Annotated in this window: 26 protein-coding genes; 13 read left to right on the forward strand and 13 right to left on the reverse strand. The window is 64.4% G+C overall.

What is annotated here, in order from left to right:
• From NMP98_RS00290 to NMP98_RS00310, 5 genes are all read right to left on the reverse strand, one after another.
• Positions 1-1,122 carry a FecCD family ABC transporter permease gene (locus tag NMP98_RS00290; protein ID WP_254859431.1) on the reverse strand — a complete coding sequence of 374 codons (1,122 nt, stop codon included), beginning with the start codon at positions 1,120-1,122 and terminating at the stop codon, positions 1-3.
• Positions 1,112-2,065, reverse strand: coding sequence for an NAD(P)/FAD-dependent oxidoreductase (locus tag NMP98_RS00295; RefSeq protein ID WP_367997247.1), 954 nt, complete (start codon positions 2,063-2,065; stop codon positions 1,112-1,114). The genes NMP98_RS00290 and NMP98_RS00295 overlap by 11 nt, the downstream gene beginning before the upstream one ends.
• A 53-nt stretch (positions 2,066-2,118) precedes the next feature.
• Positions 2,119-3,258 carry an ABC transporter substrate-binding protein gene (locus NMP98_RS00300; protein ID WP_254859433.1) on the reverse strand — a complete coding sequence of 380 codons (1,140 nt, stop codon included), beginning with the start codon at positions 3,256-3,258 and terminating at the stop codon, positions 2,119-2,121.
• Between the two features lie 66 nt (positions 3,259-3,324).
• Positions 3,325-4,344, reverse strand: coding sequence for a HEAT repeat domain-containing protein (locus NMP98_RS00305; protein WP_254859434.1), 1,020 nt, complete (start codon positions 4,342-4,344; stop codon positions 3,325-3,327).
• 99 nt (positions 4,345-4,443) lie between these two features.
• Positions 4,444-4,749: a glutathione S-transferase N-terminal domain-containing protein gene (locus tag NMP98_RS00310; protein WP_254859435.1), complete on the reverse strand. Its 306-nt coding sequence runs from the start codon at positions 4,747-4,749 to the stop codon at positions 4,444-4,446.
• A gap of 155 nt (positions 4,750-4,904) precedes the next feature.
• On the opposite strand from NMP98_RS00310, the gene NMP98_RS00315 reads away from it, so the two are divergent.
• From NMP98_RS00315 to NMP98_RS00325, 3 genes are read left to right on the forward strand one after another with little or no spacing between them, the layout of a single operon-like run.
• Complete coding sequence (locus tag NMP98_RS00315) at positions 4,905-5,621, forward strand: hypothetical protein (protein WP_367997277.1); 717 nt, start codon at positions 4,905-4,907, stop codon at positions 5,619-5,621.
• 40 nt (positions 5,622-5,661) lie between these two features.
• Positions 5,662-6,012, forward strand: a complete 351-nt coding sequence (locus tag NMP98_RS00320) for a CHY zinc finger protein (protein WP_254859437.1) — start codon at positions 5,662-5,664, stop codon at positions 6,010-6,012.
• Between the two features lie 28 nt (positions 6,013-6,040).
• A complete protein-coding gene (locus NMP98_RS00325) occupies positions 6,041-6,592 on the forward strand; it encodes an NUDIX hydrolase (RefSeq protein WP_254859438.1) in 552 nt (183 codons plus the stop codon).
• On the opposite strand, the gene NMP98_RS00330 is transcribed toward NMP98_RS00325, so the two are convergent.
• On the reverse strand, positions 6,589-7,671 hold the full coding sequence (locus tag NMP98_RS00330) for an SDR family oxidoreductase (RefSeq protein WP_254859439.1): 1,083 nt from the start codon (positions 7,669-7,671) through the stop codon (positions 6,589-6,591). The two genes, NMP98_RS00325 and NMP98_RS00330, sit on opposite strands and share 4 nt — an antisense overlap.
• Positions 7,672-7,862: 191 nt before the next feature.
• Between NMP98_RS00330 and NMP98_RS00335 the strand changes: the two genes are divergently transcribed.
• Together NMP98_RS00335 and NMP98_RS00340 are read left to right on the forward strand one after the other, a co-directional pair.
• On the forward strand, positions 7,863-8,927 hold the full coding sequence (locus NMP98_RS00335) for an alpha/beta fold hydrolase (protein ID WP_254859440.1): 1,065 nt from the start codon (positions 7,863-7,865) through the stop codon (positions 8,925-8,927).
• A 335-nt stretch (positions 8,928-9,262) separates the two neighbouring features.
• On the forward strand, positions 9,263-11,200 hold the full coding sequence (locus NMP98_RS00340) for a GAF domain-containing protein (protein ID WP_254859441.1): 1,938 nt from the start codon (positions 9,263-9,265) through the stop codon (positions 11,198-11,200).
• A gap of 74 nt (positions 11,201-11,274) precedes the next feature.
• Here NMP98_RS00340 and NMP98_RS00345 read toward each other — a convergent pair whose 3' ends face one another.
• Positions 11,275-11,823, reverse strand: a complete 549-nt coding sequence (locus tag NMP98_RS00345; RefSeq protein WP_254861345.1) for a peptidylprolyl isomerase — start codon at positions 11,821-11,823, stop codon at positions 11,275-11,277.
• A gap of 215 nt (positions 11,824-12,038) precedes the next feature.
• On the opposite strand from NMP98_RS00345, the gene NMP98_RS00350 reads away from it, so the two are divergent.
• The 4 genes from NMP98_RS00350 to NMP98_RS00365 all read left to right on the forward strand — a co-directional run bounded on the left by NMP98_RS00350 (position 12,039) and on the right by NMP98_RS00365 (position 15,730).
• A complete protein-coding gene (locus NMP98_RS00350; protein ID WP_254859442.1) occupies positions 12,039-12,419 on the forward strand; it encodes a transcriptional regulator in 381 nt (126 codons plus the stop codon).
• Positions 12,419-12,712 (forward strand): DUF7521 family protein, encoded by a 294-nt coding sequence (locus NMP98_RS00355; RefSeq protein ID WP_156707218.1) that lies wholly within the window; start codon positions 12,419-12,421, stop codon positions 12,710-12,712. Before NMP98_RS00350 ends, NMP98_RS00355 begins: the two co-directional genes overlap by 1 nt.
• Positions 12,713-12,826: 114 nt before the next feature.
• The gene (locus tag NMP98_RS00360; RefSeq protein WP_254859443.1) at positions 12,827-13,963 is read left to right on the forward strand and encodes a multicopper oxidase domain-containing protein; all 1,137 of its coding nucleotides are present in this window, start codon (positions 12,827-12,829) and stop codon (positions 13,961-13,963) included.
• 90 nt (positions 13,964-14,053) lie between these two features.
• On the forward strand, positions 14,054-15,730 hold the full coding sequence (locus tag NMP98_RS00365) for a flavin-containing monooxygenase (protein WP_254859444.1): 1,677 nt from the start codon (positions 14,054-14,056) through the stop codon (positions 15,728-15,730).
• A gap of 9 nt (positions 15,731-15,739) precedes the next feature.
• On the opposite strand, the gene NMP98_RS00370 is transcribed toward NMP98_RS00365, so the two are convergent.
• Complete coding sequence (locus NMP98_RS00370; protein WP_254859445.1) at positions 15,740-16,804, reverse strand: anthranilate phosphoribosyltransferase; 1,065 nt, start codon at positions 16,802-16,804, stop codon at positions 15,740-15,742.
• Positions 16,805-16,910: 106 nt separating this feature from the next.
• On the opposite strand from NMP98_RS00370, the gene ahbB reads away from it, so the two are divergent.
• Together ahbB and NMP98_RS00380 are read left to right on the forward strand one after the other, a co-directional pair.
• Positions 16,911-17,960 (forward strand): siroheme decarboxylase subunit beta, encoded by a 1,050-nt coding sequence (gene ahbB, locus NMP98_RS00375; protein WP_254859446.1) that lies wholly within the window; start codon positions 16,911-16,913, stop codon positions 17,958-17,960.
• A 54-nt stretch (positions 17,961-18,014) separates the two neighbouring features.
• Complete coding sequence (locus tag NMP98_RS00380) at positions 18,015-18,425, forward strand: GNAT family N-acetyltransferase (RefSeq protein ID WP_254859447.1); 411 nt, start codon at positions 18,015-18,017, stop codon at positions 18,423-18,425.
• Positions 18,426-18,436: 11 nt separating this feature from the next.
• On the opposite strand, the gene NMP98_RS00385 is transcribed toward NMP98_RS00380, so the two are convergent.
• Genes NMP98_RS00385 through NMP98_RS00405 form a run of 5 tightly spaced genes read right to left on the reverse strand, consistent with a single transcriptional unit; the run spans position 18,437 to position 21,547 of the window.
• Positions 18,437-18,697, reverse strand: coding sequence for a DUF8006 family protein (locus NMP98_RS00385; protein WP_254859448.1), 261 nt, complete (start codon positions 18,695-18,697; stop codon positions 18,437-18,439).
• 40 nt (positions 18,698-18,737) lie between these two features.
• Positions 18,738-18,962, reverse strand: a complete 225-nt coding sequence (locus NMP98_RS00390; RefSeq protein WP_254859449.1) for a DUF7996 family protein — start codon at positions 18,960-18,962, stop codon at positions 18,738-18,740.
• 44 nt (positions 18,963-19,006) lie between these two features.
• Complete coding sequence (locus tag NMP98_RS00395; protein ID WP_254859450.1) at positions 19,007-19,297, reverse strand: winged helix-turn-helix transcriptional regulator; 291 nt, start codon at positions 19,295-19,297, stop codon at positions 19,007-19,009.
• Positions 19,298-19,340: 43 nt separating this feature from the next.
• Positions 19,341-19,937, reverse strand: coding sequence for a GNAT family N-acetyltransferase (locus NMP98_RS00400; protein WP_254859451.1), 597 nt, complete (start codon positions 19,935-19,937; stop codon positions 19,341-19,343).
• On the reverse strand, positions 19,934-21,547 hold the full coding sequence (locus NMP98_RS00405; protein WP_254859452.1) for an ABC transporter permease: 1,614 nt from the start codon (positions 21,545-21,547) through the stop codon (positions 19,934-19,936). The genes NMP98_RS00400 and NMP98_RS00405 overlap by 4 nt, the downstream gene beginning before the upstream one ends.
• A gap of 79 nt (positions 21,548-21,626) precedes the next feature.
• Here NMP98_RS00405 and NMP98_RS00410 point away from each other — a divergent pair, with 79 nt between their 5' ends.
• Both NMP98_RS00410 and NMP98_RS00415 read left to right on the forward strand, forming a co-directional pair.
• A complete protein-coding gene (locus NMP98_RS00410) occupies positions 21,627-22,169 on the forward strand; it encodes a gluconate 2-dehydrogenase subunit 3 family protein (RefSeq protein WP_254859453.1) in 543 nt (180 codons plus the stop codon).
• Entirely contained in the window at positions 22,166-23,749 is a 1,584-nt protein-coding gene (locus NMP98_RS00415; RefSeq protein WP_254859454.1) for a GMC family oxidoreductase, read from the forward strand. The genes NMP98_RS00410 and NMP98_RS00415 overlap by 4 nt, the downstream gene beginning before the upstream one ends.
• Positions 23,750-23,785: the final 36 nt, after the last annotated feature.

Raw genomic sequence — 23,785 nt, forward strand, 5'->3', positions numbered from 1 at the left:
TCAGATTTCACCCATGTTCTGCTTCTTCCGCATCAGATACAGGAAGTACGGCCCTCCGACCAGCCCGGTGACGATGCCGACCGGTATCTGGACGGGGTTCAACGCGAGACGGGCGCCCACGTCGGCGCCGACCATCAACGCCGGGCCGACGAACAGACAGCCGACGATGACTTTCTTGTAGTCGCTGCCGACCAGATTCCGCACAACGTGGGGGACGATGAGGCCGACGAAGCCGACGATGCCCGCCACCGCGATACTGGCGGCGGCGGCCAACACGGCCACGCCCGAGAGCGCGAAGCGGACCTTCTCGATGGACATCCCCAGCGACTTGGCGGTCCGCTCGCCCAGCAACATCACGTTACACTGCCGGGCGCCGACGACGGCCAACAGGATGGCGACGACCGACCACGGCAACACCAGTCGAACCTGCGCCCAGTCGGTGCCGGTGAGCGACCCGGTCGTCCACGCGATGGCCGACTGGACGATGCCGATGTCGTCGGCGAAGAAGAACAGCGCCGTCTGGAGACTGTTGAAGACGGTGCCGACGATGACGCCAGCCAAGACGAGTCTGACCGGCGAGGTGCCGTTCTTCCAGGCGATTGCGTAGACGATGAGAAACGCCGTCGCGCCGCCGGCTGCGGCGATGAGCGGCAGGAACGCCGACAGCCCACCGAACACCACGAGCGTCAACAGAATCATCAGTCCAGCCCCGGAGGAGACGCCGAGGATGAACGGACTCGCCAGTTCGTTGCGCGTGACGGCCTGAAAGATGGCGCCCGAGACGGCGAGGTTCATCCCGACGATGATGCCGACGAGCACGCGCGGTAGCCTGATGTTCCAGACGATGAGGCTCTCGGTGCTCATCTCCGGCAGTTCGCCACCGAGCAGGAAGGCGTTCCACGCCTGTGCGTTGAACAGTACTTGTGGGTCGAAGACCGCTCCCCATGCCTGTGCGAACGTCATCGAGTAGGCGCCGAAACTCACCTGTACGAGACCGCCGAGGACAACGACAACGAGGCTTCCGGCCGCGGTAGTCAGCAGTTTCGGGTCGAACAGCCACGCGAACCGACTGCTCCGGCGGCGCTCGCTCGGTCGTCCAGATTTGACGGATTCACTGCTCATTACGGACCCCCTCTGGCTGGTCGCTGTGGTAGGCACGAATTGTCTCGTCGTCGATTGCTTCCAAGAGCGCCTTTTCACCGATTCCGTCCACGACGGCGTCGGTGTCGAGTGCCGACGCGAGCGCCTCATGACCCGATGTCCCACGCGCGTCGATTTCCGCGTCGGTCAGATACGTTTCCCGCTGGGCGTCGATGTAGGCGTCCCTGACGCGCTCGAAGCGGTCTTCGCCGGGGTCGACTGGCGCGTCGTCGCCGTAATATTCCTCGAACCACTCGACCCACTGCTCTCGGTCGGTCCACTCGCCGTCGAGACTGGTCGCCCGCCGCATCCAGTCTTTGTGGTCTGCGGCCTCGGGCCACCAACCGTCGTCGAGTCTGCTGTCGGCGACGACGCGATGGGCGACCCGCGCGCCCCGACCGGCGGCCATGATGGCCTGTTTGTCGGCGACCGTCGCGGGGGAGGCGACGTACAGCCCCTCGATTGGCGTCGTTCCGTCTGCGTCGGCGTACTCGCGGTCGAAGCGCTCGGTCGTCTCCTCGCCGTGGTCAATAGTTTCGAACATCGCTTCGTCGTCGCCGAGGCCACGCAGGTACTCGCCGTCGTATCTGGTCGCCGCGACGACCCGTCTCGCGGTTACGGACCCACTCTCCTGTGGGACGACGACCAAGCCCTCGCCATCGGGTTCGACCGACTCGACGAGGTCCGAGCGGAGGTCACACCCCGCCGCTCGGATGTGGTCGTGCATCAACTCGTAGAACGTCTCGACATCGATGCCGTCGGGGAAGCCGAGGTAGTTCTCTAGGTAGGCACACTTCCGGATGGACGACCGGCCCCGGTCGAAGACGACGGTGTCGAGTTCCTCACGGGCGAGGAAGACGGCGGCCGAACACCCAGCGGGGCCACCGCCGACGACGGCCACATCGTAGTCGACGGTCGAACTCACCGCCGACACCTCCCTCGGGTGTGTCGGTGAGACGGTCGATTCGAGTCGGTCATCTACTCCTCACCGGTGACGATGGCCGCGAGTTCCCCACGGTCGAACAACTCCCCGGAGTACGCCTCGGGGAAGTACCCCGTCGCGTAGCGTTCGAGGAGGAACAGGTGATGCAGCGGCCCGGAGTAAATCGGCCCGCCGCGGAACACCATGTCGTTTTGGACGGCCGTCAACTCCGAGGCCGTCTCGTGGTCTTTCATGAACGCGAGGACGGTGTCTTCGAACTCCGCGCGGCTCTTGTTCTCGTGGCCGCGAATCAGGATGGAGTCGGGGTCGACCTCGAGCATCGTCTCGTAGTCGATTTGGCCCCGCTCGGTCGTCGAAAGCCCCTCGATTCCCGTGTCGGCGAGTGCGTCGGTGATGCCGAGGTCGCGGAACTGCTTTTTGTTCGTCCCTTGGTCGCTCACGCGGTAGGGGTAGAAGGCCTCGGGCTCGTTTGCGGCGGCGAAGGTCAACAGTGCGTTCGGCCGGTCGTCGGCCGACGGGAGGTCGGCCTGAACGTCGGCGAGAACGTCGTCGTGGAACTGCTTGAGTTGGGTAAACCGCTCCTGCTCTTGGTAAATCTTGGCGACCTTTTCGAAGGCCTCGTACAGCGTGTAATACCGGTAGTCGTGCCACTCGTCGGTCCGGCGGAAAATCGTGTTCCCGATGAACGGCGCGACGGTGTTGCCGACCTCCTCGATGTCGCTTTCTTCGAGTTTGAACGCGCTGTTGTTGATGAGCCACTCGGGGTCGATGAGATGGAGGTCCCCGTCCAGTTCGTAGAAGAGTTCTCTGTCGATGCCGTTGTCGCTCAGTCGCGTCAGCGACTCCGCGTCGACGCTGACACCGTTGAGTTCCTCGTAGTGGGTGGTGTGGTACCGCGAAGGCAGCCCCATCGAGAGAATCGAGTCGCCGTGGCCCAACGCGACGGCCATGTCGCCGTAGTCGGGGAAGTAGTGGACGACACGCTCCGGGGCTTCCTCGAATTCGACGGACCCCACCGGCGCCATCGTCACCGAGTACTTCCCCTCGGTGTCCGCACCGGAGTAGCCGACGTTGTCGGTACACCCCGCGAGAAGTCCACCGCCGAGTGCCGCCCCGCCGTACTTGATGGTGTCTCTCCGTGTCGGTGCCGCGTCGCGCCACGAATCGTTCGCCATGTGGTTTAGGCTTCCCTAAAGAACTAAAGCAGTTTCGAATCTTAGGTGGGCCTAAAACGACGCGGGTCAGCGTGGCGCACCGCAGTCGGGACACATCGGCGGGCCGCCCTCGGGAAGTTCGAGGCCACACTGCGGACACGCCGACTCGTCGCTTCTTCGCATCGCTCCGAGTACGTCGTCCGTGCGTTCACGAACCGCTGTCAGCGAACCGATGTCCTCGTCGAAATCCTCCGACCCCGCCTCCTCGACACCGGCGAGTGCGAACCGCACACGCTCGGTCGCGAACGCCTCGTCGTCGCCATCGCCATCGGCCTCGACCATGGCAACCAGTTTCGATTCGGGTATCGCTGCCGACGTGTCGGCCCGAGCCACGAGTCCCAACGCTTCGGCCGCCCGCCCGCGGACGTACGGGGAGTCGTCGTCCAACCGCGCGGAGAGTTCCTCGACTGCGTCGGCGACAGCCTCGGGCGCCGTACAGCCGACCGCGAGTAGTGCCGTCGCGAGGTGATAGCGGATTTCCTCGCTGTCGTCACCGAGGTGGGTCGCGAGCGTCGGAACGTGGTGTCGGAGTCGACTGGGACTCGCCACCGCCACGTGGGCCAACGCCTTCGCCAGTTTTTCGCGTACCTCGGGTTCGTCGAACTCCAGTCCGACTCGGAGGTCCGCGAGTACCCCGGGCGAGACGACTTCTTCGGGCACTTCGAGCGCGAGATAGCCGAGTGCCTCCGCCGAGCGCGCACGGACGTAGTAGAACTCCTCGTCGTCGGCGAGTCGTGCGGCGAGTGCGTCGGCGCCCCCGAGTGCCGCCTCCGGCGCCGTTCGGGCCACCGCCACGAACAGTTTGACCGTCGAGAGCCGAATCGAGCGCTGTTCGTCGGTCAGAAACGGGACCAGCGCCGAAGCAATCGGCTCGAACGCCTCCGGGGCCTCCTCGGCGAACCGCTGTAGCGACCGTATCGCCTCCATTCGCGCCTCGGCGTCGGCCGCCCGCAGTTCATCGAGCGACGCGGTGGCCGCTTCTACATCGCCGCGTTCCAGCCGGTCGACTACGTCGTCGCTCGGCGCTGGGTCGGATGCGTCACCCATGTTCTTCGACCCATGGATCGCCGACCAGCCTAAAAACACCCGGCGTTCGTCACCGAGCCTCCGGGGCCGAATCGGAGGTCGCGGCTGCTGGCGACTGACTCAGGTGAGCCGCGACAGCAGCCGCGACACCAGTCCGCCCTCGGGTGGCTGCTGGTTGGCGTCGCCGTACTCGCGATAGAGGTACGCGACGATGTCGTCGCTTTCGGCCATCCCCTCGATACCGTTCGAGTTGTCGACCAACACGGGCACGCCGTACTGGCCGCTGACTTCGTACACCTCGTCGCGATTCCGCCGTCGCCCGGCGACGGAGTGGGTCTCGTACGACAAATTCAGGTCATCTAGGGCTCGGCGTACCTTCGCACAGTAGGGACACCCGTTCAAATCGTACAGCTCGATGTCGGCCATGCTTGGAGATGTCGTTTGTGACTCCTGAATCCGCCGCGATGGGGTATCGCCTTCGCACAGCCGCCCAGTAGTTTCTGCCGATGACACAGCGTTTATGCGTCGTCTTCGAGTGGCCAAACCCGATGACTGCGACTGTTCGCGGGACGGTACGGGGGATGGCGAACCGAGCGAATCCGGCGTTTGCGGTCGGCGCTGTCGCGATACCCGTTCTCGCCTTGGTGTACGTCCTCCAGTGGGGGAATCGACCACAGCACATCTACGTCCACGTCATGGCTGGCGTACTGTGGACCGGCATCGACCTGTTCATGGCGATGGTCTTGGGGCCGGTGTTGGGTGGGCTGGCCGTCGAAGAGCGGGCGAACGTCTTCCAGCGATTCACGCCCAAGATGACGTTCCTGATGCCGACGCTGGCGCTCGTCACCATCGCCGGCGGCATCACGCTCGCACTGCGGTTGGAGGTGTTCTCGAACGCCCAGCCGTGGCTCGCGCTGTTCACCGCCGCCTCGCTTTTGCCCGCGATTATTCTCATCGGCTGGCAGTTCGACGCCTTCCGGGACTGGCGGTGGCTGGCCGTCTTCGCCGTCGTCCTCGTCGGCTCCGGCGGGTATCTCGCCGCGACGCTGCCGGCGTTTGCGATGACCGAACCCTCAATCGCCGTCGCACTCGGCATCGTCACCGTCCTCAGCGTCCTCGGCTTCGGTGTCCTCATGCCCGGTGAGGTGCGGATGTATCGGGAGATGGTCTCGGAAAACCCCGACACCGACGTCATCAGCAACATCGGGATGCGCAACGCGAAACTCAGCGGGATTCAGGGGCTGTTCCAACTCGCCGTCATCGTCGTGATGGTGTGGATTCGCTGGGGTAATCTCTGAGCGACCGACAGTTTTTGTCGCTGCGGCCCAACCGGCGACCGTGAAGGTTCACGGCCACGAGGTCCGCGGCGTCGGCGTCGACAGCGAGACGCGGTGTGCCCACTACGGCACCGAGCGCGACGTCGTGGCGATGAAATTCGGCTGCTGTGAGACGTACTACCCCTGTTTCCGCTGTCACGCCGAGACGACCGACCATGACGCCGAGCCGTGGCCGCTCGAACGCCGTGACGAACCGTCCGTGCTGTGTGGCGCCTGCGGCGCCGAACTCGCCGCCCAAGAGTACATGGGCGTCGACTCCTGTCCGGAGTGTGGCACGCGGTTCAACCCGGCCTGCGCCGACCACTACCACCTCTACTTCGAGGGCGTCGAGGAGACGCCCGACCGGCGGTAGTTTTGTCACCGGCGACGCAATCGGGGGTATGGCAGACGAAGACGACCTCGCGTGGGAGACGCTGGATTCCGAAACCGACTACACCTGCCCCGGCTTCGACGTGGTGCGCGACGAAGTCCGGCTCCCGGACGGCACCGACACCGAGTTTCACTACGTCTCGGAACCGCCGTCGGTCGTCGTGTTGCCGTTCACCGACGACGGCGACGTGGTCGTCATCGAGGAGTGGCGACAGGCCGTCAAACGCAGCAACTACGGCCTGCCAGCAGGCGGCCTTGAAGACGACGACACCGACCTCCTGGCGGCGGCCCACCGCGAACTGCAGGAGGAGACTGGCTACGAGGCCGACGCCATCGAGCGGCTGGCGACGTACGAACCGGCCAACGGCCTGTTCGATTCGGTGTTTCACTACGTCGTCGCCCGCGGGTGTACCCCGACCGCCGAACAGGACCTCGACGACAACGAGTCGATTCGTGTGACGACTACGACCTTCCCGGAACTGCAAGAGCGGGCCGTCACCGGCGACCTCAGAGACGGGCGGTCGGCGCTTGCGGTGTTGCAGTACGCGGTTCGGGTCGACTAGTTCATCGCCCCCTCGTCGATATCTGGGTTCTCGCGGACGAACTCGACGAGGTTCTCGGCGTAGGATTCGAACGAGGGGCACTCGATACCCGACCCTTCGAGGTCCTCGACGGCGTTGGTACAATCGAAGCTCGCTCCCCACGTCTGATACTCCAGCCCGCCACTTTTGAGTAGGTCGCTGTCGGGCGATAACGACGCGAGGAGTCCCTTGACGATGCCCTTCGGATACGGGACGACGATGGTTCGACTCTTGCCGGCGGCGTCGCCGAAGGTCTTGATGAGTTCGGTCGTCGTCGGCGGGTCGGGGTCCGCGAGATGATACACCTTCCCCTCGGATTCCTCGATGCCGCTGAGGTAGCCGATGGCATCGACGATGTAGTCGCGGGGAACGATGTTGAATTCGGCGTTGCCGGCCCCGCGGGGCGCCGGAATCACGGCGTTGTCGCCTTGGTCGAGCAGCATCTCGACGAAGGCGTAGGGGCCGTCGTACTTCTGTGTCTCGCCGGTTTCGCTGTCGCCGACGGCGACCGCCGGCCGATAGATGGTCGTCGGAACCTCGTCCATCCGCTGTTGGACGAGCACCTCGGCCATGTGTTTTGTCGTCTCGTAGTAGTTACAGAACTGCTGGCCCTCTTGTAGCATGTCCTCGGTGAACCGCCCTTCGTAGGTGCCCGAGACGACGACGGAACTGACGTAGTGCAGGCGGTCGACGTTCCCACCTTCGGCGAAATCGAGGACGTGCCGCGTCCCCTCGATGTTGACCAGCCGGCCGGGTTCGCGGTCCATCGTTAAGTCGTAGATGGCCGCGAGGTGATACACCTCGACGCTGTCGGCCTGGAGGTCGTCGTAGGCCTCGCCCAACCCGAGGTCGGCGTCCGTGATGTCGCCCTCGACCAACTCGATGCGCCCCTCGGCGTCGTGTTCGGCCTCGATTTCTTCGGCTTTCGTTTCGGCCTGCGAGCGGTACTTCGACTGAATGAGACAGGTGACGGTCGTCTCGGCGTCGTGCCGGTCAAGCAGTCGTTCGACGAGTGCGCTCCCGAGGAACCCGGGGAAGCCAGTGAGGAATACCGTCGTCATACCCACTACACCTGCGACTGCAACCTATACCTTGTGCCGGTCAAGACGAGGTGGGTTTAACAAGGCCTCAGCGGTTCCGGTGTCCGCTTCCGCCCAACGCCCGGCCATCAAATTCGACGGTTCCGATTCGCAAAATACCGCCTCGTCACCACGGGCCAAACGCCTTCCGTCCGGCCGCCGGGTTAGGACGTATGACCGACCGTGTTTCGACGACACCGGGTGATACGCCGGTCGAAACCGTTCCCGACGACTACGCTCGCGAGAAACGCTGGCTCCGCCTCGAAACGGGACGCGATGCGGGCAAGCGACTCTTCTTCCGCGACGAGGTTCACGGCGGTGAGAGTCCCGAACACACGGTCGTTTTCGTTCACGGCAACCCCGAGAACTCCTATACGTGGCGGCGAACGATTGCCGAACTCGACCGAACGGCGGACGTGCCGTACCGACTCGTCGCCCCCGACCACGTCGGCTTCGGGCTGTCCGATACAGCGGACTACGAAATGGTGTGTCAAGACCACGCCGACAACTTGGGGGAGCTCATCGAATTCCTCGACCTCGATGACGTGACGCTCGTCGTCCACGACTGGGGCGGTCCCATCGGCATCGGCGCATTCCTCCGAGAACCGGATCGGGTTTCGAACCTCGTCGTGACCAACTCGACGGTGTTCCCGTTGCCGTTCGTCGGTCGAACGTTCGACGACTATCCGATGCCGTATCTCAACTGGTACCGGCAACCCCTTTTGGTTCCAGACTCGCTGTGGGGCTCGCTGGCTTCCTATGCGATTTTCCGGACGCCGACGGGCCCGCCCCGACTGCTCGGTGGCCAACTCCTTCACACCGCGCGGACCCAACTGGGGGACTTCCCCGAACCGGCGGAGGCCCGCCGCGTCTTCTTCGAACAGTTCGAACATCGGGGAAACGTCCGCTCCTCGAAGCGTCTCGTCCGTCAGACCCGCCACTGGGGACACGGCAACACGTTCGAGGACCCCGAGTTGGGGACGCGCAACACGCGACCGTTCTACGAGTTCATCCACGAGCGCATCGGTGAGGCCTGGGGAGAGGAGGTCGATGCCCGAATGGTCATCGGTCGCTGGGACCCGACCGCGAAACCGGCGGTCGTCGACCAGTGGGTCGACGCCTTACCGCAACTCGAAGGGAACGTCGACGCGTATCCCGACCGCGGGCACTTCATCGAGGAGCGAGAACCCGAAGCCATCGCAAGCGCTATCGCGGATGTCGGCGGACTACGGAGGTAAGCGGACCGAGAAAACGGTGCGGCCCGGGAACTCGATGTTCTGGAGGGTGTCGCCGGCTTCGGCACGGCCGAGAACACCGTCATCGATGCCGACCACGGTCCCTTCTCACCGGAGGGCTTCGCCGACGCCGAGGATGAAGGCGACGACTTCGCGCACCACGAACCCGTCGATGCGGGCCACGTGTCACCCGGTATCGGCCCGAAAGAGCGGATGTTCGGACTGCTCGTGGACTTCCTCGACCGGCGGGTCGGTGGGCTCTGAAGAGGGCCGCTGTCGCCCGTTTCGAGGGCGAAGTATCGGCTGACATTGAAATACTGGCAACGAGTAGACTACGTATGCACAAGACGGGTGATACGATTCACATCCTGCACGTCGATGACGATACCCGTCTCACGGAACTCGTTTCACGATTTCTCCAGAAGGAAGACGACCGATTCGATGTCCAAACGGCAGCCAACGCGGCGGAGGGATTGGAACGGCTCGAGGACGGGGAGTTCGATTGTATCATCTCGGACTACGACATGCCCGGACAGAACGGTATCGACTTCCTCAGGACGGTTCGCGAGGAGTACTCGAACCTCCCGTTCGTTCTGTACACGGGGAAAGGCTCCGAGGAGGTCGCAAGCGAGGCGATTCGCGCCGGGGTGACCGATTACCTCCAGAAGGACACCGGCACCGACCAGTACACGTTGCTGTCGAATCGAGTCCGAAACGCGGTCGAAAGCTACCGGGCAAACCAGCAAGCAGAGGCAGTACAACGAGTCAATACGGTCGTTCGGAACATCGACGGCGTTCTCGTCCGTGCGACGACCCGAAGCGAGGTCGACGACAACGTCTGTGAGATTCTCAGCGATGCGGAGCCGTATCAGTTCGCCTGGATAGGCGAGTACGACCCCGAATCCCGAACCGTCGTGCCACGGAGTTCCGCCGGCATCGAGGCCGATTATCTCGAAGCGGTCGAGATAACTACCGACCGGAGTCCAACGGGGCGTGGCCCCACCGGACAGGCGGTCCAAACCGGCGAGATTGCGGTGATGCAGAACATCCCCGGCGACCCCGCATACGAGCCGTGGCGGGAGGCAGCCCTCGAACGTGGATACCGGTCCAGTGCCGCCGTCCCGCTCGTCCACGAGGGAACGATGTACGGAGTTTTGAACGTCTATGCAGACCGCACGTTCGCGTTCGACGAACGCGAACGGCAGTTGCTCTCGAGCGTCGGCGGAACGATAGCCCACGCCCTCCATCGAATCGAACTCCAGCAGGAGTACACCGACCAGTATCGGACGCTCTTCGAGGAGGCCCCGGTGATGGTGGTGTTCACGAGAGCCGTCGATGGAGAGCCGATTATCGAGGACTGCAACCGGGCGTTCGCAGAACGGCTCGGATACTCCCGTGAGGAACTCCGCGGGACGCCGCTGTCCGACCACTACACCGAAACGTCGACGGGAGAACTGCTCGAGCGCGACGGCTACGAGCGCGCGTTGACCGGCGAGTTCCTCCGCGAACAACGGACGTTGGTGACTCGTGAGGGACGAGAAATACTCACCGTTCTCCGAGCGACACCCCGGCGAGACCGGGACGGCGAAATTATCGGAACGCACGCGCTGTATCTCGATATCACGGACGAACAACAGGTGCGGGAGCTCCGACGACAGAACGACCGACTGGAGGAGTTCGCCAGCGTCCTGTCCCACGACCTCCGGAACCCACTCAGCGTCGCCAAGGGGCGGTTAGAACTCGCTGCAGAGGAGTGTGATAGCGAAGACCTCGAACACGTCCGGAAGGCACACGACCGAATGGAAGCGTTAATCGAAGACCTCCTCACGCTGGCCCGGGAGGGCGCGGCCGTGACGGACCGGGAACCTGTCGAGGTATCGTCGCTGGTCGAGCGGTGTTGGTCGAACGTCGAAACCGCAGACGCTACCCTACGCACGGAAGCCGACCGGACGGTGCTGGCCGACGAGAGTCGCCTCAAGCAGGTGTTCGAGAACCTCATCCACAACGCCGTGGAACACGGCGGCGAGGATGTGACGGTGACGTTCGGCGAACTGGACGACGGTATTTACGTCGAGGACGACGGGTCTGGCATCCCGGCCGACGACCACGACGACGTCTTCGAAACCGGCTACTCGACGAGAGAGGAGGGAACCGGCTTCGGGTTGAGTATCGTCGAAGGAATCGTCGAAGCCCACGACTGGGCCATTGAGGTGACCGACGGCGCCGACGGTGGGGCACGATTCGAAATCACCGGTATCGATTTCGCAGACAGATAGTGGTCGTATTCGGTGGCGGGTCCATTGCTGGACCGTATCGCCGTCCTAAAACACTCGGATAGCGGACGCCGCGACTACCGTTCGATGTCGACCGACTCGATTTCGACGTCGTCGTGGGGCTTGTCGTTGCGGCCCGTCGGGACGTTGCCGATTTCTTTGACCACGTCCATTCCGTCGACGACTTCGCCGAAGACGGCGTGTTTGTCGTCGAGATGCGGCTGGGCGTCCAGCGTGATGAAGAACTGACTGCCGTTGGTGTTGGGACCGGAGTTGGCCATCGAGAGGATACCGGCGCCGTCGTGGCGGAGTTCGGGGTGGAACTCGTCGTCGAACTCGTAGCCGGGGCCGCCGCGGCCGGTGCCCGTGGGGTCGCCGCCCTGAATCATGAAGTCCGCGATGATGCGGTGGAAGACGGTCCCTTCATACAGGGAGTCTCCGCGAATTTCGCCGGTCTCGGGGTCTTCCCACGTGGTCGTCTCGGGGGCCGGCTCGTCGTCGGCCGCGGGGTCGTGTTCCGCGAGGTTGAGGAAGTTCTCGACGGTTCGGGGTGCGCGCTCTTCGAACAGTTCGATGGTGATGTCGCCGTGGTTGGTTCCCAGGGTGACAGTCGGGTTGTCGCTCATACCCGATTCAGGCGCGGGCGTCGCAAAAGGCTGCCGACTGCTGTCGTCGCCGACACAGCCCGCGAGGGCGCCGCTCAGCAGCGCAGTCGCCGTCCCGAGAACCGCTCGACGAGTAGTTGACATGGGACTCCTCCGATTCCGAGGAGCATAACCGCCCCGGAACCGTGTTTCCCCGTCTTCGCAACCGTTTATAGTCGTGGCTTAATACCACCAGTATGGTTCGGGACCCGCTGTCGGACACCGACGACCCAGACCTCGAAATGGTCGTCGGGACGCTCGACGACGAGGACTGTCGAAACATCGTCCGACAACTCGACGAGCCTCGGACGGCGAGTGAGCTCGTCGAGCGGTGTGACATTCCGCGGTCGACCCTGTATCGGAAACTCGACCGGCTGACGGAGTCGACGCTGCTGCGGGAGGGAACCGAAATACGGCAGGACGGCAGCCACGCCGGTCGCTACGAGGTCGACTTCACCGAGGTTATCGTCGAGTGCGACGACGCCCGGGAGTTCGACATCGAAATCGAGCGGCCGGCCAGACGCGCCGACGAACGGCTGGCCGAACTGTGGTCGGAAGTCGGCAAGGAGGTTCGATAATGGTTCACACGCAATCTACGGCCGGAATTCAACTCGCCATCGCAGTCGTAAAGACCCTCATCCTCGTCGTCGGCGGCGTCGTGACGTATCTCGCCTGGAGTGCCTACCGCCGGACCGGCGACCGGTCGCTGAAGTTCCTCTCGGTCGGATTCGCCTTCGTCGGCGTCGGCGTCCTCATCGCGGGGTTTACGTTCGAAATACTCGGGACGGACATCGGCATCGGCGTGCTCATTGAGGGCCTGTTCATCCTCACCGGCCTGAGCATCATTGCCTACTCGTTGCGCGTGCAGTGAATCTCCGGGGGATTCTCAATTCTCACGCCGGATTCCCACCTCGGAGAACCGATTCTCAATCCCCGGGAATCAATCTACCGTGCTTTACGTATAGCCTTACTACGTCGAACTGTAATGACTGACAACATTGGCGCACCCGGAACGGATTTCTCGCGCCGAGATTTCGTGAAAGCGACTGGAACTATCGGCGTGGCGGGTCTCGCGGGCTGTTCGACTGGCTATCAGGGCCCGGCGCAGCAGTCGGCAGGAACCCAAGACGGTGAGCAACTGCCGCTCGCCGGTGCGCCGCAGGTCGTCGACGTGCACGAACAGAACAATCAGGTGACGCTCCGCTCTGTCACCTCGCGTCTCGCCGCCCACCCCGGCGATTCGATGGGCGGCCCCGTCGAATTGCCCGCCGTCTGGGCGTGGCAGGCCGACGACCGAATGCCGAGCGTCCCCGGTCCCGTCATCCGGACGGTCGAGGGCGAGGACATCGAGGTGACACTGGACAACACCGACGCGATACACCCCCACACCCTCCACTTCCACGGCGTCCGGAAGACCTGGGAGAACGACGGCGTTCCGACGACGACGGGCATCACCGTCGCGCCCGGCGAGAAACACACCTATGAGATTCCCGCGAACGTGCCCGGAACGCACCTGTATCACTGCCACTACCAGACCCACCGGCACATCGACATGGGGATGTACGGCGTCTTCCGTGTCGACCCAGAGGGCTACGAGCGGGCCGATCAGGAGCTGTTCATGACGCTGAAGGACTGGGACTCCCGGCTCAACCGCCAGATAGCCGGCGAGGACGTCTCCTATAGCCCGCGTGACCGCTCCCCGGACGTGTTCACCATCAACGGCCGGTCGGCGCCACGGACGCTGCACCCCGAGGATGGCTCGCCGGTCATCGTCTCGCAGGGTGACACCGTCCGACTGCACCTCGCCAACAACGGCTACATGAGCCACCCGATTCACACGCACAACCACCGGTTCCGGCTCGTCCAGAAGGACGGCTCCGACGTGCCCGAAGCCGCCCAGTACGAACAGGACATCGTCAACGTCGCTCCCGCAGAACGGAAGACAATCGAGTTCGAGGCCGACGCAGACCCCGGCATCTACCTCATCCACTGCCACAAGGTCAGCCACGCGATGAACGGTGACAGCTACCCAGGTGGGATGGTCGGCGCTATCGTCTACGAGGAGGCGATGGACACCGACCTCTTCGCCCAGTTGATGGACTACGCCGGCTACGAAGGCTGAGCGGATTCGGAGCCACGGTGTCGTTCGACCTCGTTTGACTGGTAGTAAATTTAACACCGCTTGGCCCGGACGGTCTGTCAGTGATTACCAGTGTCTGACGGGGACGTACGCGAAGCCGCGACCGAACGCGACAGCGAAACGACCGACTTCGACGCCGTCGTCGTCGGGGCGGGCTTTTCGGGACTGTACATGTTACACCGACTCCGAGAGTTGGGGCTGTCGGTGCGAGTCTACGAGAAGGGCGACGGCGTCGGCGGGACGTGGTACTGGAACCGCTATCCCGGCGCCCGCTGTGACAGCGAGAGCCACATCTACTGTTACTCCTTCGACGAGGACCTCTACGAGGTGTGGGAGTGGTCGGAACGCTACCCCGAACAGCCCGAAATCCTCGAGTATCTCAACTTCGCCGCCGACGAACTCGACCTCCGCCGGGACATCGCCTTCGAGACGGAGGTCACCTCGGCCAGCTACGACGACGAGGCGGCGACGTGGACCGTCGAGACGGCCGACGGCGATAGCGTCGAGACGCGCTTTTTCATCAGCGCCGTCGGCTGTCTCTCCGAACTGTTCAAACCCGACTTCGACGGCCTCGATACCTTCGACGGTGAGTGGTACCACACCGCCCGGTGGCCCCACGACGGCGTCGACCTCGACGGCAAGCACGTCGGCGTCGTCGGTACGGGGTCGACGGGCATCCAGTTCATCTCCGAGAATGCCTCGCGGGCGAGTCACCTGACGGTGTTCCAGCGGACGCCGAACTACGCCGTCCCCGCGCGGAACCGACCACTGGAAGCCGACGAGTACGAGGAGATACGCGACAACTACGACGCCATCTGGGAGCGGGCGCGCAACTCGCGGTTGGGGATGCCGTTCGAACCCGACGAAAACTCCGCACGCGGCCTCTCCGAAGACGAGATACGGGACATCTTAGAGGACCGCTGGCAACAGGGCGGTTTCCGCTTTTTGCACGCCTTCGAACCCGGCCACGTGTTGTCGAACGCCGAAACAAACGAAATCATCTCGGAGTTCATCCGCGAGAAGATTCGCGAACGGGTCGACGACCCCGAAACCGCTGAGAAGCTCGTCCCGACGGACCACCCCTACGCCTCCAAGCGGCCGCCGATGGATTACAACGACTACTACGGGACGTACAACCGTGATAATGTCTCGCTGGTCGACGTGGACGCCAATCCGATAACCGAACTCACGCCAGACGGCGTCCGGACGACGGCCGACGAGTACGACATCGACGTGTTGGTCTTCGCGACGGGATTCGACGCGATGACCGGCGCCATCTTGGCGATGGATATCTACGGACGGGACGGTCGCTCACTGGAAGAGAAGTGGGCCGACGGTCCCACCACGTATCTCGGACTCGGCATCCATGACTTCCCGAACTGCTTCACCATCACCGGCCCACAGAGTCCCTCCGTGCTGACGAACATGCCGATGTCCATCGAACAGCACGTCGAGTGGATAACCGACTGCATCGCCTACATGGACCGCGAGGGCTACGACCGCATCGAAGCGACCGCCGAATCCGAACAGCAGTGGGTCTCACAGACCAACATGCTGGCCGACAACATGCTGTTCTCGGAGGCCAAGTCGTGGTATCGCGGCGAGAACGTCCCCGGCAAGCCGGGCATCTTCACGCCATTCCCGGGTGGTCTCGAAATGTATCGCGGCATCTGTGAACGGGTTGCCGAAGACGACTACGACGGCTTCGAACTCCGGCGGGCACCCGACGCCCCGACGGTCGAGCAGTAGTCGGTCGTCTCAGAACGACCGAAGCGCTTCGAGTTTCTCTGCCGCCGCGCCCGATTCGAGTGCGTCGCGGGCCGCCTCAAGGCCACCGCGGATGTCGTCGGCGTCGCCGCCCGCGTAGATGCGCAGGGCGGCGTTGACGGCGATTGCGTCGGCAAAGTTGTCCTCGCGGTCCCCCGACAGCACTTCTTCGGTAATCGTTGCGGAGTCGGCGGCCACGTCGTCGACGCCGAGGTCCTCCTCCTCGAAGTCCATGCCGTACTCCGGCGTCTCGATGTCGAAGTCGTCCATCTCTTCGCCCTCGTTCCAGACAGCGACTTTCGTCGACCCCGGTCGCACGTCGTCGTAGCCCTCCATCCCCTGGAACATGACGACGCGGTCGACGGGTACGGTTTCGCTTTCCTGGAAGGTGTCGATGATGCGCTTGGCGTAGGGCAGGTGATAGAACGACCCGAGGTGCGTCGACGCCTCGGCGGGATTCGCCAGCGTCTCGATGGTGTTGACGAAGGTGCGGACGCCCATCATGTCGCGACGCTCTTCGAGGGCGGTAATCTCGGGTGCGAAGTTCGGCTGGTAGTAGAAGCCGAAGCCGACCTCGTCGGTCATCTCGGCCGACTCCTCGGGCGTGAGGTCGGTGCGGACGCCCAACTCGTCGAGGACGTGCTTGTAGGCGTCCTGTTTCTGCGTCGGGACGCGGTCCCCGGAGTGGACGACGACGGGCGTGCCCGCGGCCGCGGCGACGAGGCCGGCGGCGACGCCGAAGATGGCGCTCCGGCCCTTGCCGTCGTAGTTCGCTCCGCAGTCGACGGGGTCACACTGCGGCGCGTACGTCTCGGTTCCCTCCGCCATCACGTCGATGTAGGCGGCCAGCTCCTCGGGCGTGTTGCGCTTCCAGCGGTTCGCCAGCCAGAAGGCACCCAGTGTCGTGTCGTCCGGTTCGAAATCGAGGATGCGACGGAACGCCTCGGCGGCCTGCTCGCGCGTCATGTCGTCGGCGGACTTGTGTCCGGAGCCGACGACTTCGGTCATCAGACGCTTGAGGGGCCACTCGCCGTATTTCTCGGTCGCTTGGGCCATACCGAAGATTGGGGCAGGGGCACAAAAACGTCCACGGTTGTCGCCTGTCACGGAACGGCCCGCCGGAACCGACGGACCCTAATCCCCGCCTGCCGTACCACCGGCAATGAGCACGTCGGCGGCCGACGACGCGGACTGGCGTTCGGACCTCGATGCGGTCGACGAAGCCCTCATCGACGGCTATCAGTCGGACTTCCCCGTTGAGCGGCGACCGTTCCGTCGCGTCGGGGCGGAACTCGGCATCGAAGAGGATGAAGCGCTCGAACGCGTGCGGCGACTCCGCGAAGCAGGCGTCTTCCGGCGCTTCGGAGCGGTGTTGAACCCGCCCGTTATCGGCGCGTCGACGCTGGCGGCGGTTCGCGCACCAGAGGAGCGCTTCGACGACATCGCCGACATCATCAACGGCTACCGGCAGGTCAACCACAACTACCGCCGCGACCACGAGTGGAACATGTGGTTCGTCGTCACGGCGGGGTCCCTCGACCGTCGCGACGAAATCCTCGAAGACATCGAGGAACGCACTGGCTGTGAGGTACTGAACCTCCCGATGTTGACGGATTTCTACATCGACCTGGAGTTCCCGGTCGTCAATTCGGACCGGTTCGCCCGGGAGTCGGTCGAACGGACCGAGGTGACGGCGACGCGAATCTCGGAGACGGCCGCGGCGGACCTCTCGGACCTCGATAAGGCGTTACTGCTGGAGATTCAGGACGGCTTCCCGCTGTCGATGACGCCCTACGAAGACGTGGCCGACGCCGTCGACGCGCCAGTCGAAGACGTTCTCGACGCCATCGAAGCGCTTCGCGCGGACGGCTGCATCAAGCGCATCGGCTGTGTCGTCAACCACGTCGTCACCGGCTTCGACGCCAACTGCATGGTCGTCTGGAACGTCCCCGACGAGGAACTCGATGCCCGCGGCGAGACCGTCGGCGAGTTGCCCTACGTGACGCTGTGTTATCACCGCCCCCGCCGGCCCGAGCAGGGGTGGCCCTACAACCTCTTTACGATGATTCACGGCCGCGACCCCGAGGCCGTCGATGCGAAAATCGACGAACTCGCCGACGAGTACCTCCCCGTCGAACACGAGCGCCTGTACTCCACCGAGACGCTGAAACAGACCGGCGCGCGCTACGACGACATCGTCACCGAGTCGTGAGCCTCGGCACCACGGCACAATCAATTTCTTGACGCCGACTCACGACGCCCGGATATGGACGTTCGGGAGTTAACCGACGAGACGGAACGCCGCGAAGCGATTCCGATTCTCCGACAGTTGTGGACCGACGAGTCGCCCGCGGACGTACTCGCATGGACCGGCGAGGACGACTACCGCTGTTTCGGCGGGTTCGTCGACGGTGAGTTAGTCGCCGTCGCGGGTGTCCTCGTTGCGGGCGTTCTCCATCACGCCCGTCACGCGTGGCTCTACGACCTCGTCGTCGACGAACCACACCGCGGCGAGGGCTACGGCACCGAGTTGCTCCGCTTCGTCGAGTCGTGGGCGGACGCGGAGGACTGTGCGTTCCTCGCGTTGGCCTCGCCCGAATCGAAGACCGACACCCACGACTACTACCAGCGCCGCGGCTACGAGCGGTGGGGGTACGTCATCGAGAAGGAACTGTAGGGGCGGTCGCGTCAGTCGTTCGCCGAGATGGCGACGACCGGGCCGATGACGGCCAACCCGATGCCGAGGAAGAGGAACGGCGTCGTCATCGTCGACGTTGGGGTGATGATGAACAGGAGTCCGAACAGCGACAGTTGAATTCCGAGGACTTTCACCGACCGATTGATGGCGAACCCGCCGACGACCGCGAGGACGAACCCGACGAGGAGTGCGTGCCCGACGTGGTACTGCCGCAGGAAGTCGTCGACCAGTTGCAGCGGCATCTCGAACATCTTTGGTGAATATCGCGGTGTTTCGTTCTTAATGGTTCCGTTACCCCTCGGCGGGACCGGTCAACTCGATGTCGCTGAGCCACAGCACCCAGACGATGATCAACACGCCCGTGTAACACACCGCCCAGACGAAGATTCCGAGGTTCCGGTAGCCGGAGTTGGTCAACACGTAGTCGGTGACCCCGGCGACGGCGACGGTCGACGCCAACAGGAAGATGCCGAGGGCCCACCCCGGAACGTCTTTGCCTTCGAGCGGGTTGTTCATGCGCGAGGTTGGGTTCCAACGGATTCGAGTGTTCCGGTTCGTGACTACAGGTCGATTTCTTTCAGCGACTGCATCCGTTCGATGAGGCCGTCCAACCCCTCGTTTATCTCGGTGGCGTACGTTTCGAACCCCTCGGCGGTAACCGCGCCATCCGGCGTCGGCTCGACGAGGCCGTCCTCCTCCAGCATCCGGAGGGAGTACCGCGCTTTGTGCTCGTCGATGCCCGTCTCCGTGGCGACGCGGGTGATACCGATCGGCTGGTGTTCGATGACGGCCTCCAACACCCGGAGGTCGCGCTCCTCCTTTCCTAGCTGTCTCGCCAGCCGTTGTATCATTGCTCGGGAGTACCAACCCCATCGGCAAAACGCTACCGTTCGGCTATCGCTTCCCGGCGGCCGCGGCGTCGAGGATGGCTTCGAGCCACGCGGCGTCTCGACACTCCGAAAACGGCGTCGGGTCGGCCGGGTCGTCGCTTCGGTCGGCGAGGCCGCGCTCGAACCACGCCACGTCGTGCCACTCGCCGTGTTTGTATCCGGCTTCGGGCAGCAACGCGGCACGCTCGAAGCCGAAGGCTTCGTGGAAGCCGACGCTTTCGGGGTTCGGCAGCGTGACGACACCGTAGGCGCTGGCAAACCCCTGTTCGCTGAGCGTCTCCAACAGTGCCTCGTACAGCGCTGACCCGACTCCCACACTGCGGGCCGACCGCTGGACGTACACCGAGAGTTCGGTCACCCACCGGTAGGCCGAGCGCTTCCGCAGGCCCCCCGCGTAGGCATAGCCGACGACCGACCCGTCGGCTTCGGCGACGAACCACGGATACGTCTCGACGGTGTCGGCGATGCGGCGCTCGATTTCCTCGGCGTCGGGAGGCACCTCCTCGAAGGTGATGGCGGTTTCCTCGACGTAGTGGCGATAAATCGACGCGATGGCGTCGGCGTCGTCGACGGCGACGACACGGAGGTCGAGTGTCGTCACAGTCGCTCCTCCTGTAACAGCAACACGACCATCGACAGCCCCGAAACGGCGAGCAGAAGGAATGCGGGGACGACGGCGTACTGGTAGTAGGCGGCCTCTTGGGCGCGCCAAATCTGGGTGACGATGGTCTCGAAGCCGGTCGGTCGGAGGATGAGCGTCACGGGCAACTCCTTCATCGTCGTGAGGAAGACGAGTGCGGCCCCCGCGACCACGCCGGGCGCGATGAGCGGGAGGGTGGTTCGTCGGAACGCACCGAACGGTGATTCACCGAGGGTGCGGGCGGCCTCGACGAGCGTCGAGTCGACCTGCAGGGTCGTCGTGCGAATCGAACCGACGGCCTGCGGCATGAACCGGATGACGTAGGCGAACACGAGGAGGGGAATCGTCTGATACAGTCCGGGGGAGTAGGGGATGTCGAGGGCGTCGTAACCTGCGCCGAAGTACACCAACGCGAGCGCGAGAACGATGCCGGGGACGGCGAATCCGAGGTACGTCACGCGCTCGAACAGGGCCGCGAGACGGGAGTCGTGTTGCGCCGCGAAGTACGCGATGGGGAGGGCGGCGAGGGCGGCGACGATGGCCGCCACGAGCGAGATGCCAACGGAATTGAACGCGTAAATCCACTCGAAGGCCAGCGACGGCCGACGGCCGGCCTCCGAGTTGACGAGCAACAGACCGAGAATCCAGATGGGAACGGCCAGGGCGATGGTGGTGACGGCGACGGGCAGAAGCGTCGCGGGCCAGCGCCAGATGCCGAGGTTGACCGTCGAATCGCCGCTGGAATCCGACCCGCCCTCGACGGAGGTTTGCGGGCGCACCCATCGCTCCAAGACGAGGACGACGAGGACGATGGCGAGCAACTGCAACGACAACAGTGCCGCGAAGTCCTGGCCGAAGGCGTTGTACTCGACGTATATCTGGCGGGTGAACACCGGCAGTCGCATGATGCCGGGCGTCCCGAAGTCCGAAACCGCATACAGCGCCGTCAGGAGGCTCCCCGCGACGACGGCCGGTCGGATGTGCGGTATCGTGACCCGACGGAACGCAGTCAGGCGGTCCTGGTTGAGCGTTCGGGCGGCGTCGATGAGCGTCGTATCGAGCGACAGAAGCGACGCCCGCGTCGTCAGATACACGTACGGGTAGGTGTACAGCGTGATGACAAGTATCGTCCCGCCGAGGCCGTACACTTCGGGAATCTGTTCGATGCCGAGCGGCGCCAGCAGGTCGCTGAACTCCCCGCGGGGGCCGAACGCCGAAACGAAGGTGAAGGCGCCGACGTAACTCGGCACGACCAGCGGCAGGGCGACGACGATGGTCCAGAAGCGCCGGAACGGCAGGTCGGTGCGGACGGTGAGATACGCCAGTGGAACGCCGATGAGCACGGACAGTCCGGTGACGCCGGCCATCAGAAGCAAACTGTTGAGAATGATTTCGGCGGTCCCCCACCGGAACAGGAGATCGGTGGCGCGTTGGGTGTCGACGGTCACCGCCTCGATGAACAGCCACGACATCGGGAACACGAGCACCACGGCGATAAACCCACAGAGAAGCGCCAACCCGAGCGGGAACTCCCCGGCGTAGCGTTCCCGAAGTCCCGCGATATCCCTCATTGTCCGACCGTTCGTGTCCCGACGTACTTGAGCGAACCCATTCCAACGGATATATTTTAGGTCAGCCTAATTCAAACCCATGGAACTGACGCGGCGCGACGCCACCATCGCGTTGGCAGCCCTCGGCTCGGGCGGCGCTGCCGCAGTCGGTCTCAGGGCCACCCGAGAGGCCGACGAGGGAGAGCGGGGTCCCGACCGACTCGACGACGATGCGGTCGTCTCGGCGATGGTCGGGCTTGCCGAGGTTCTCTATCCCTCGGCCGTCTCCGGTGTCGAGCCGTTCGTCGAGACGTTCGTGACCGACCGACTCGAACGCGAGGGCCACGGCGAAGCGCTGCGAGCGACGGTGACCGACCTAAACGAGTTGGCCGTCGCTTGGCACGACACCGCTATCGCCGAACTATCTCCGTCGGACCGCGAGGAACTGCTCCGGGAGGCCGGTGCCGATGTCGCCGACGAGGTGCCCGACGGAACGACCGCCGAACGGGTCCGGTACTTCGTCGTCAACGAACTCCTCATGGCGCTGTACACCTCCCCGACCGGTGGGGAGTTGGTCGGCATCGAGAACCCCCAGGGACATCCGGGTGGCACCGACACCTACCAGCGGGGGCCGCCGTCGTGACTCGACGCCCCGTCGCGGGAGCAGACGTGTGTGTCGTCGGCGCCGGACCGGCCGGCACCATCGTCGCCGACCGCCTCGCCGCGTCGGGCCACGAGGTGGTCGTCCTCGACGCCGGCCCGCGGTTCGACCCCGACGACCGCATTCGAAGACAGGAGCGGGCGATACGACCTGCCTTCTCCCGGCCGGACGTGTGGGACGGCGACGCCGAACGGGACGCCTACACCTCCAGTGGCGAAAAGGGGTATCCGCTGAATCACGCCCGCGTGAAGGGCGTCGGCGGGTCGACGCTGCACTGGCAGGGAATGGTGATGCGGCTCCACGAGGACGATTTCAACTCCCGTAGCGAGCGCGGCGTGGGCGTCGACTGGCCAATCGACTACGCAGACCTCCGACCGCAGTACGACGAGGCCGAACGGGAGTTGGGCGTCTCGGGGGCCTCGGACAACCCCTTCGCGCCGCCGCGGGAGGAGCCACATCCGATGGCGGCGTTCCCACCCTCCTACAGCGACAGCCTGTTCGCCGAGGCCTGTGAGGAACTCGAAATCGCGATGCACTCGGTGCCGAACGCACGCAACTCCGAGTCCCGGAACGGCCGCAGCGCGTGTGTCGGCTACGGCACCTGCCAGCCGGTGTGTCCCTCCGGTGCGAAGTACGACGCGACGGTTCACGCCGAAGCCGCCAAGCGACGGGGAGCGACGGTCATCGACCGCGCGCCCGTCCAGCGGCTCGAACACGGCCCCGACTCGGTCGAGGCGGCCGTCTACGCGACGCCGGATGGCGAGGCACACAGACAGGAGGCCGACGCCTTCGTCGTCGCCTGTGGCGGCGTCGAGACGCCCCGGCTGCTGTTGCTGTCCGAGTCAGAACACTACCCTGTCGGCCTCGCCAACTCCAGCGGCCTCGTCGGCAAGTGCTTCATGGACCACCTCTTCGCCGGGATGGGCGGCCGACTCGGCGAACCGACTCGACAGAACCACGTCGGCTTTCTCACCAGCGAGAGCCACCAGTTCTACGACGACGCCGACGAGACGGTCGGCCCGTTCAAACTGGAGTTCTTCAACTACGCCGGCCCTTCGCCGGTGGAGATGGCGCTGACCGGCGACGACTGGGGCGACGAATTACTCGACCGCCTCCGGGCGAACTACGGCGACCACGTCGGGATAGGCGCACTCGTCGAACAGCTACCCAGCGAGGACAACTACGTCACGATCGACGAGAGCCGTACCGACGACCACGGCAACCCCGTCCCCGAGATACACTGGTCGCTCGACGACCGCACGCGCCGAACTATCGAGCGAGCAAACGAGAAACAGCGGGCGATTCTGGAGGAGTTGGGCGCGGAGATTACGTGGCAGGTCGGCCCCGAAAACACCGGCCCGGCGTATCACCACATGGGGACGACCCGGATGGGGACCGACCCCGACGACAGCGTCGTGACGCCCCAACTCCGCACCCACGACCTCGAGAACTGCTGGCTGGTCGGCAGCAGCGTCTTCCCCACCGGCGGTGCGATGAACCCCACGCTCACCATCGCTGCACTCGCGATTCGGGCTGCTGAAGCCATCGACTCGTCATTCTAACTTTGTTTTAGGCAAACCTAAAAGCCTAAGTCGATG

Source organism: Natronomonas gomsonensis, assembly GCF_024300825.1.
GTDB lineage: Archaea > Halobacteriota > Halobacteria > Halobacteriales > Haloarculaceae > Natronomonas > Natronomonas gomsonensis.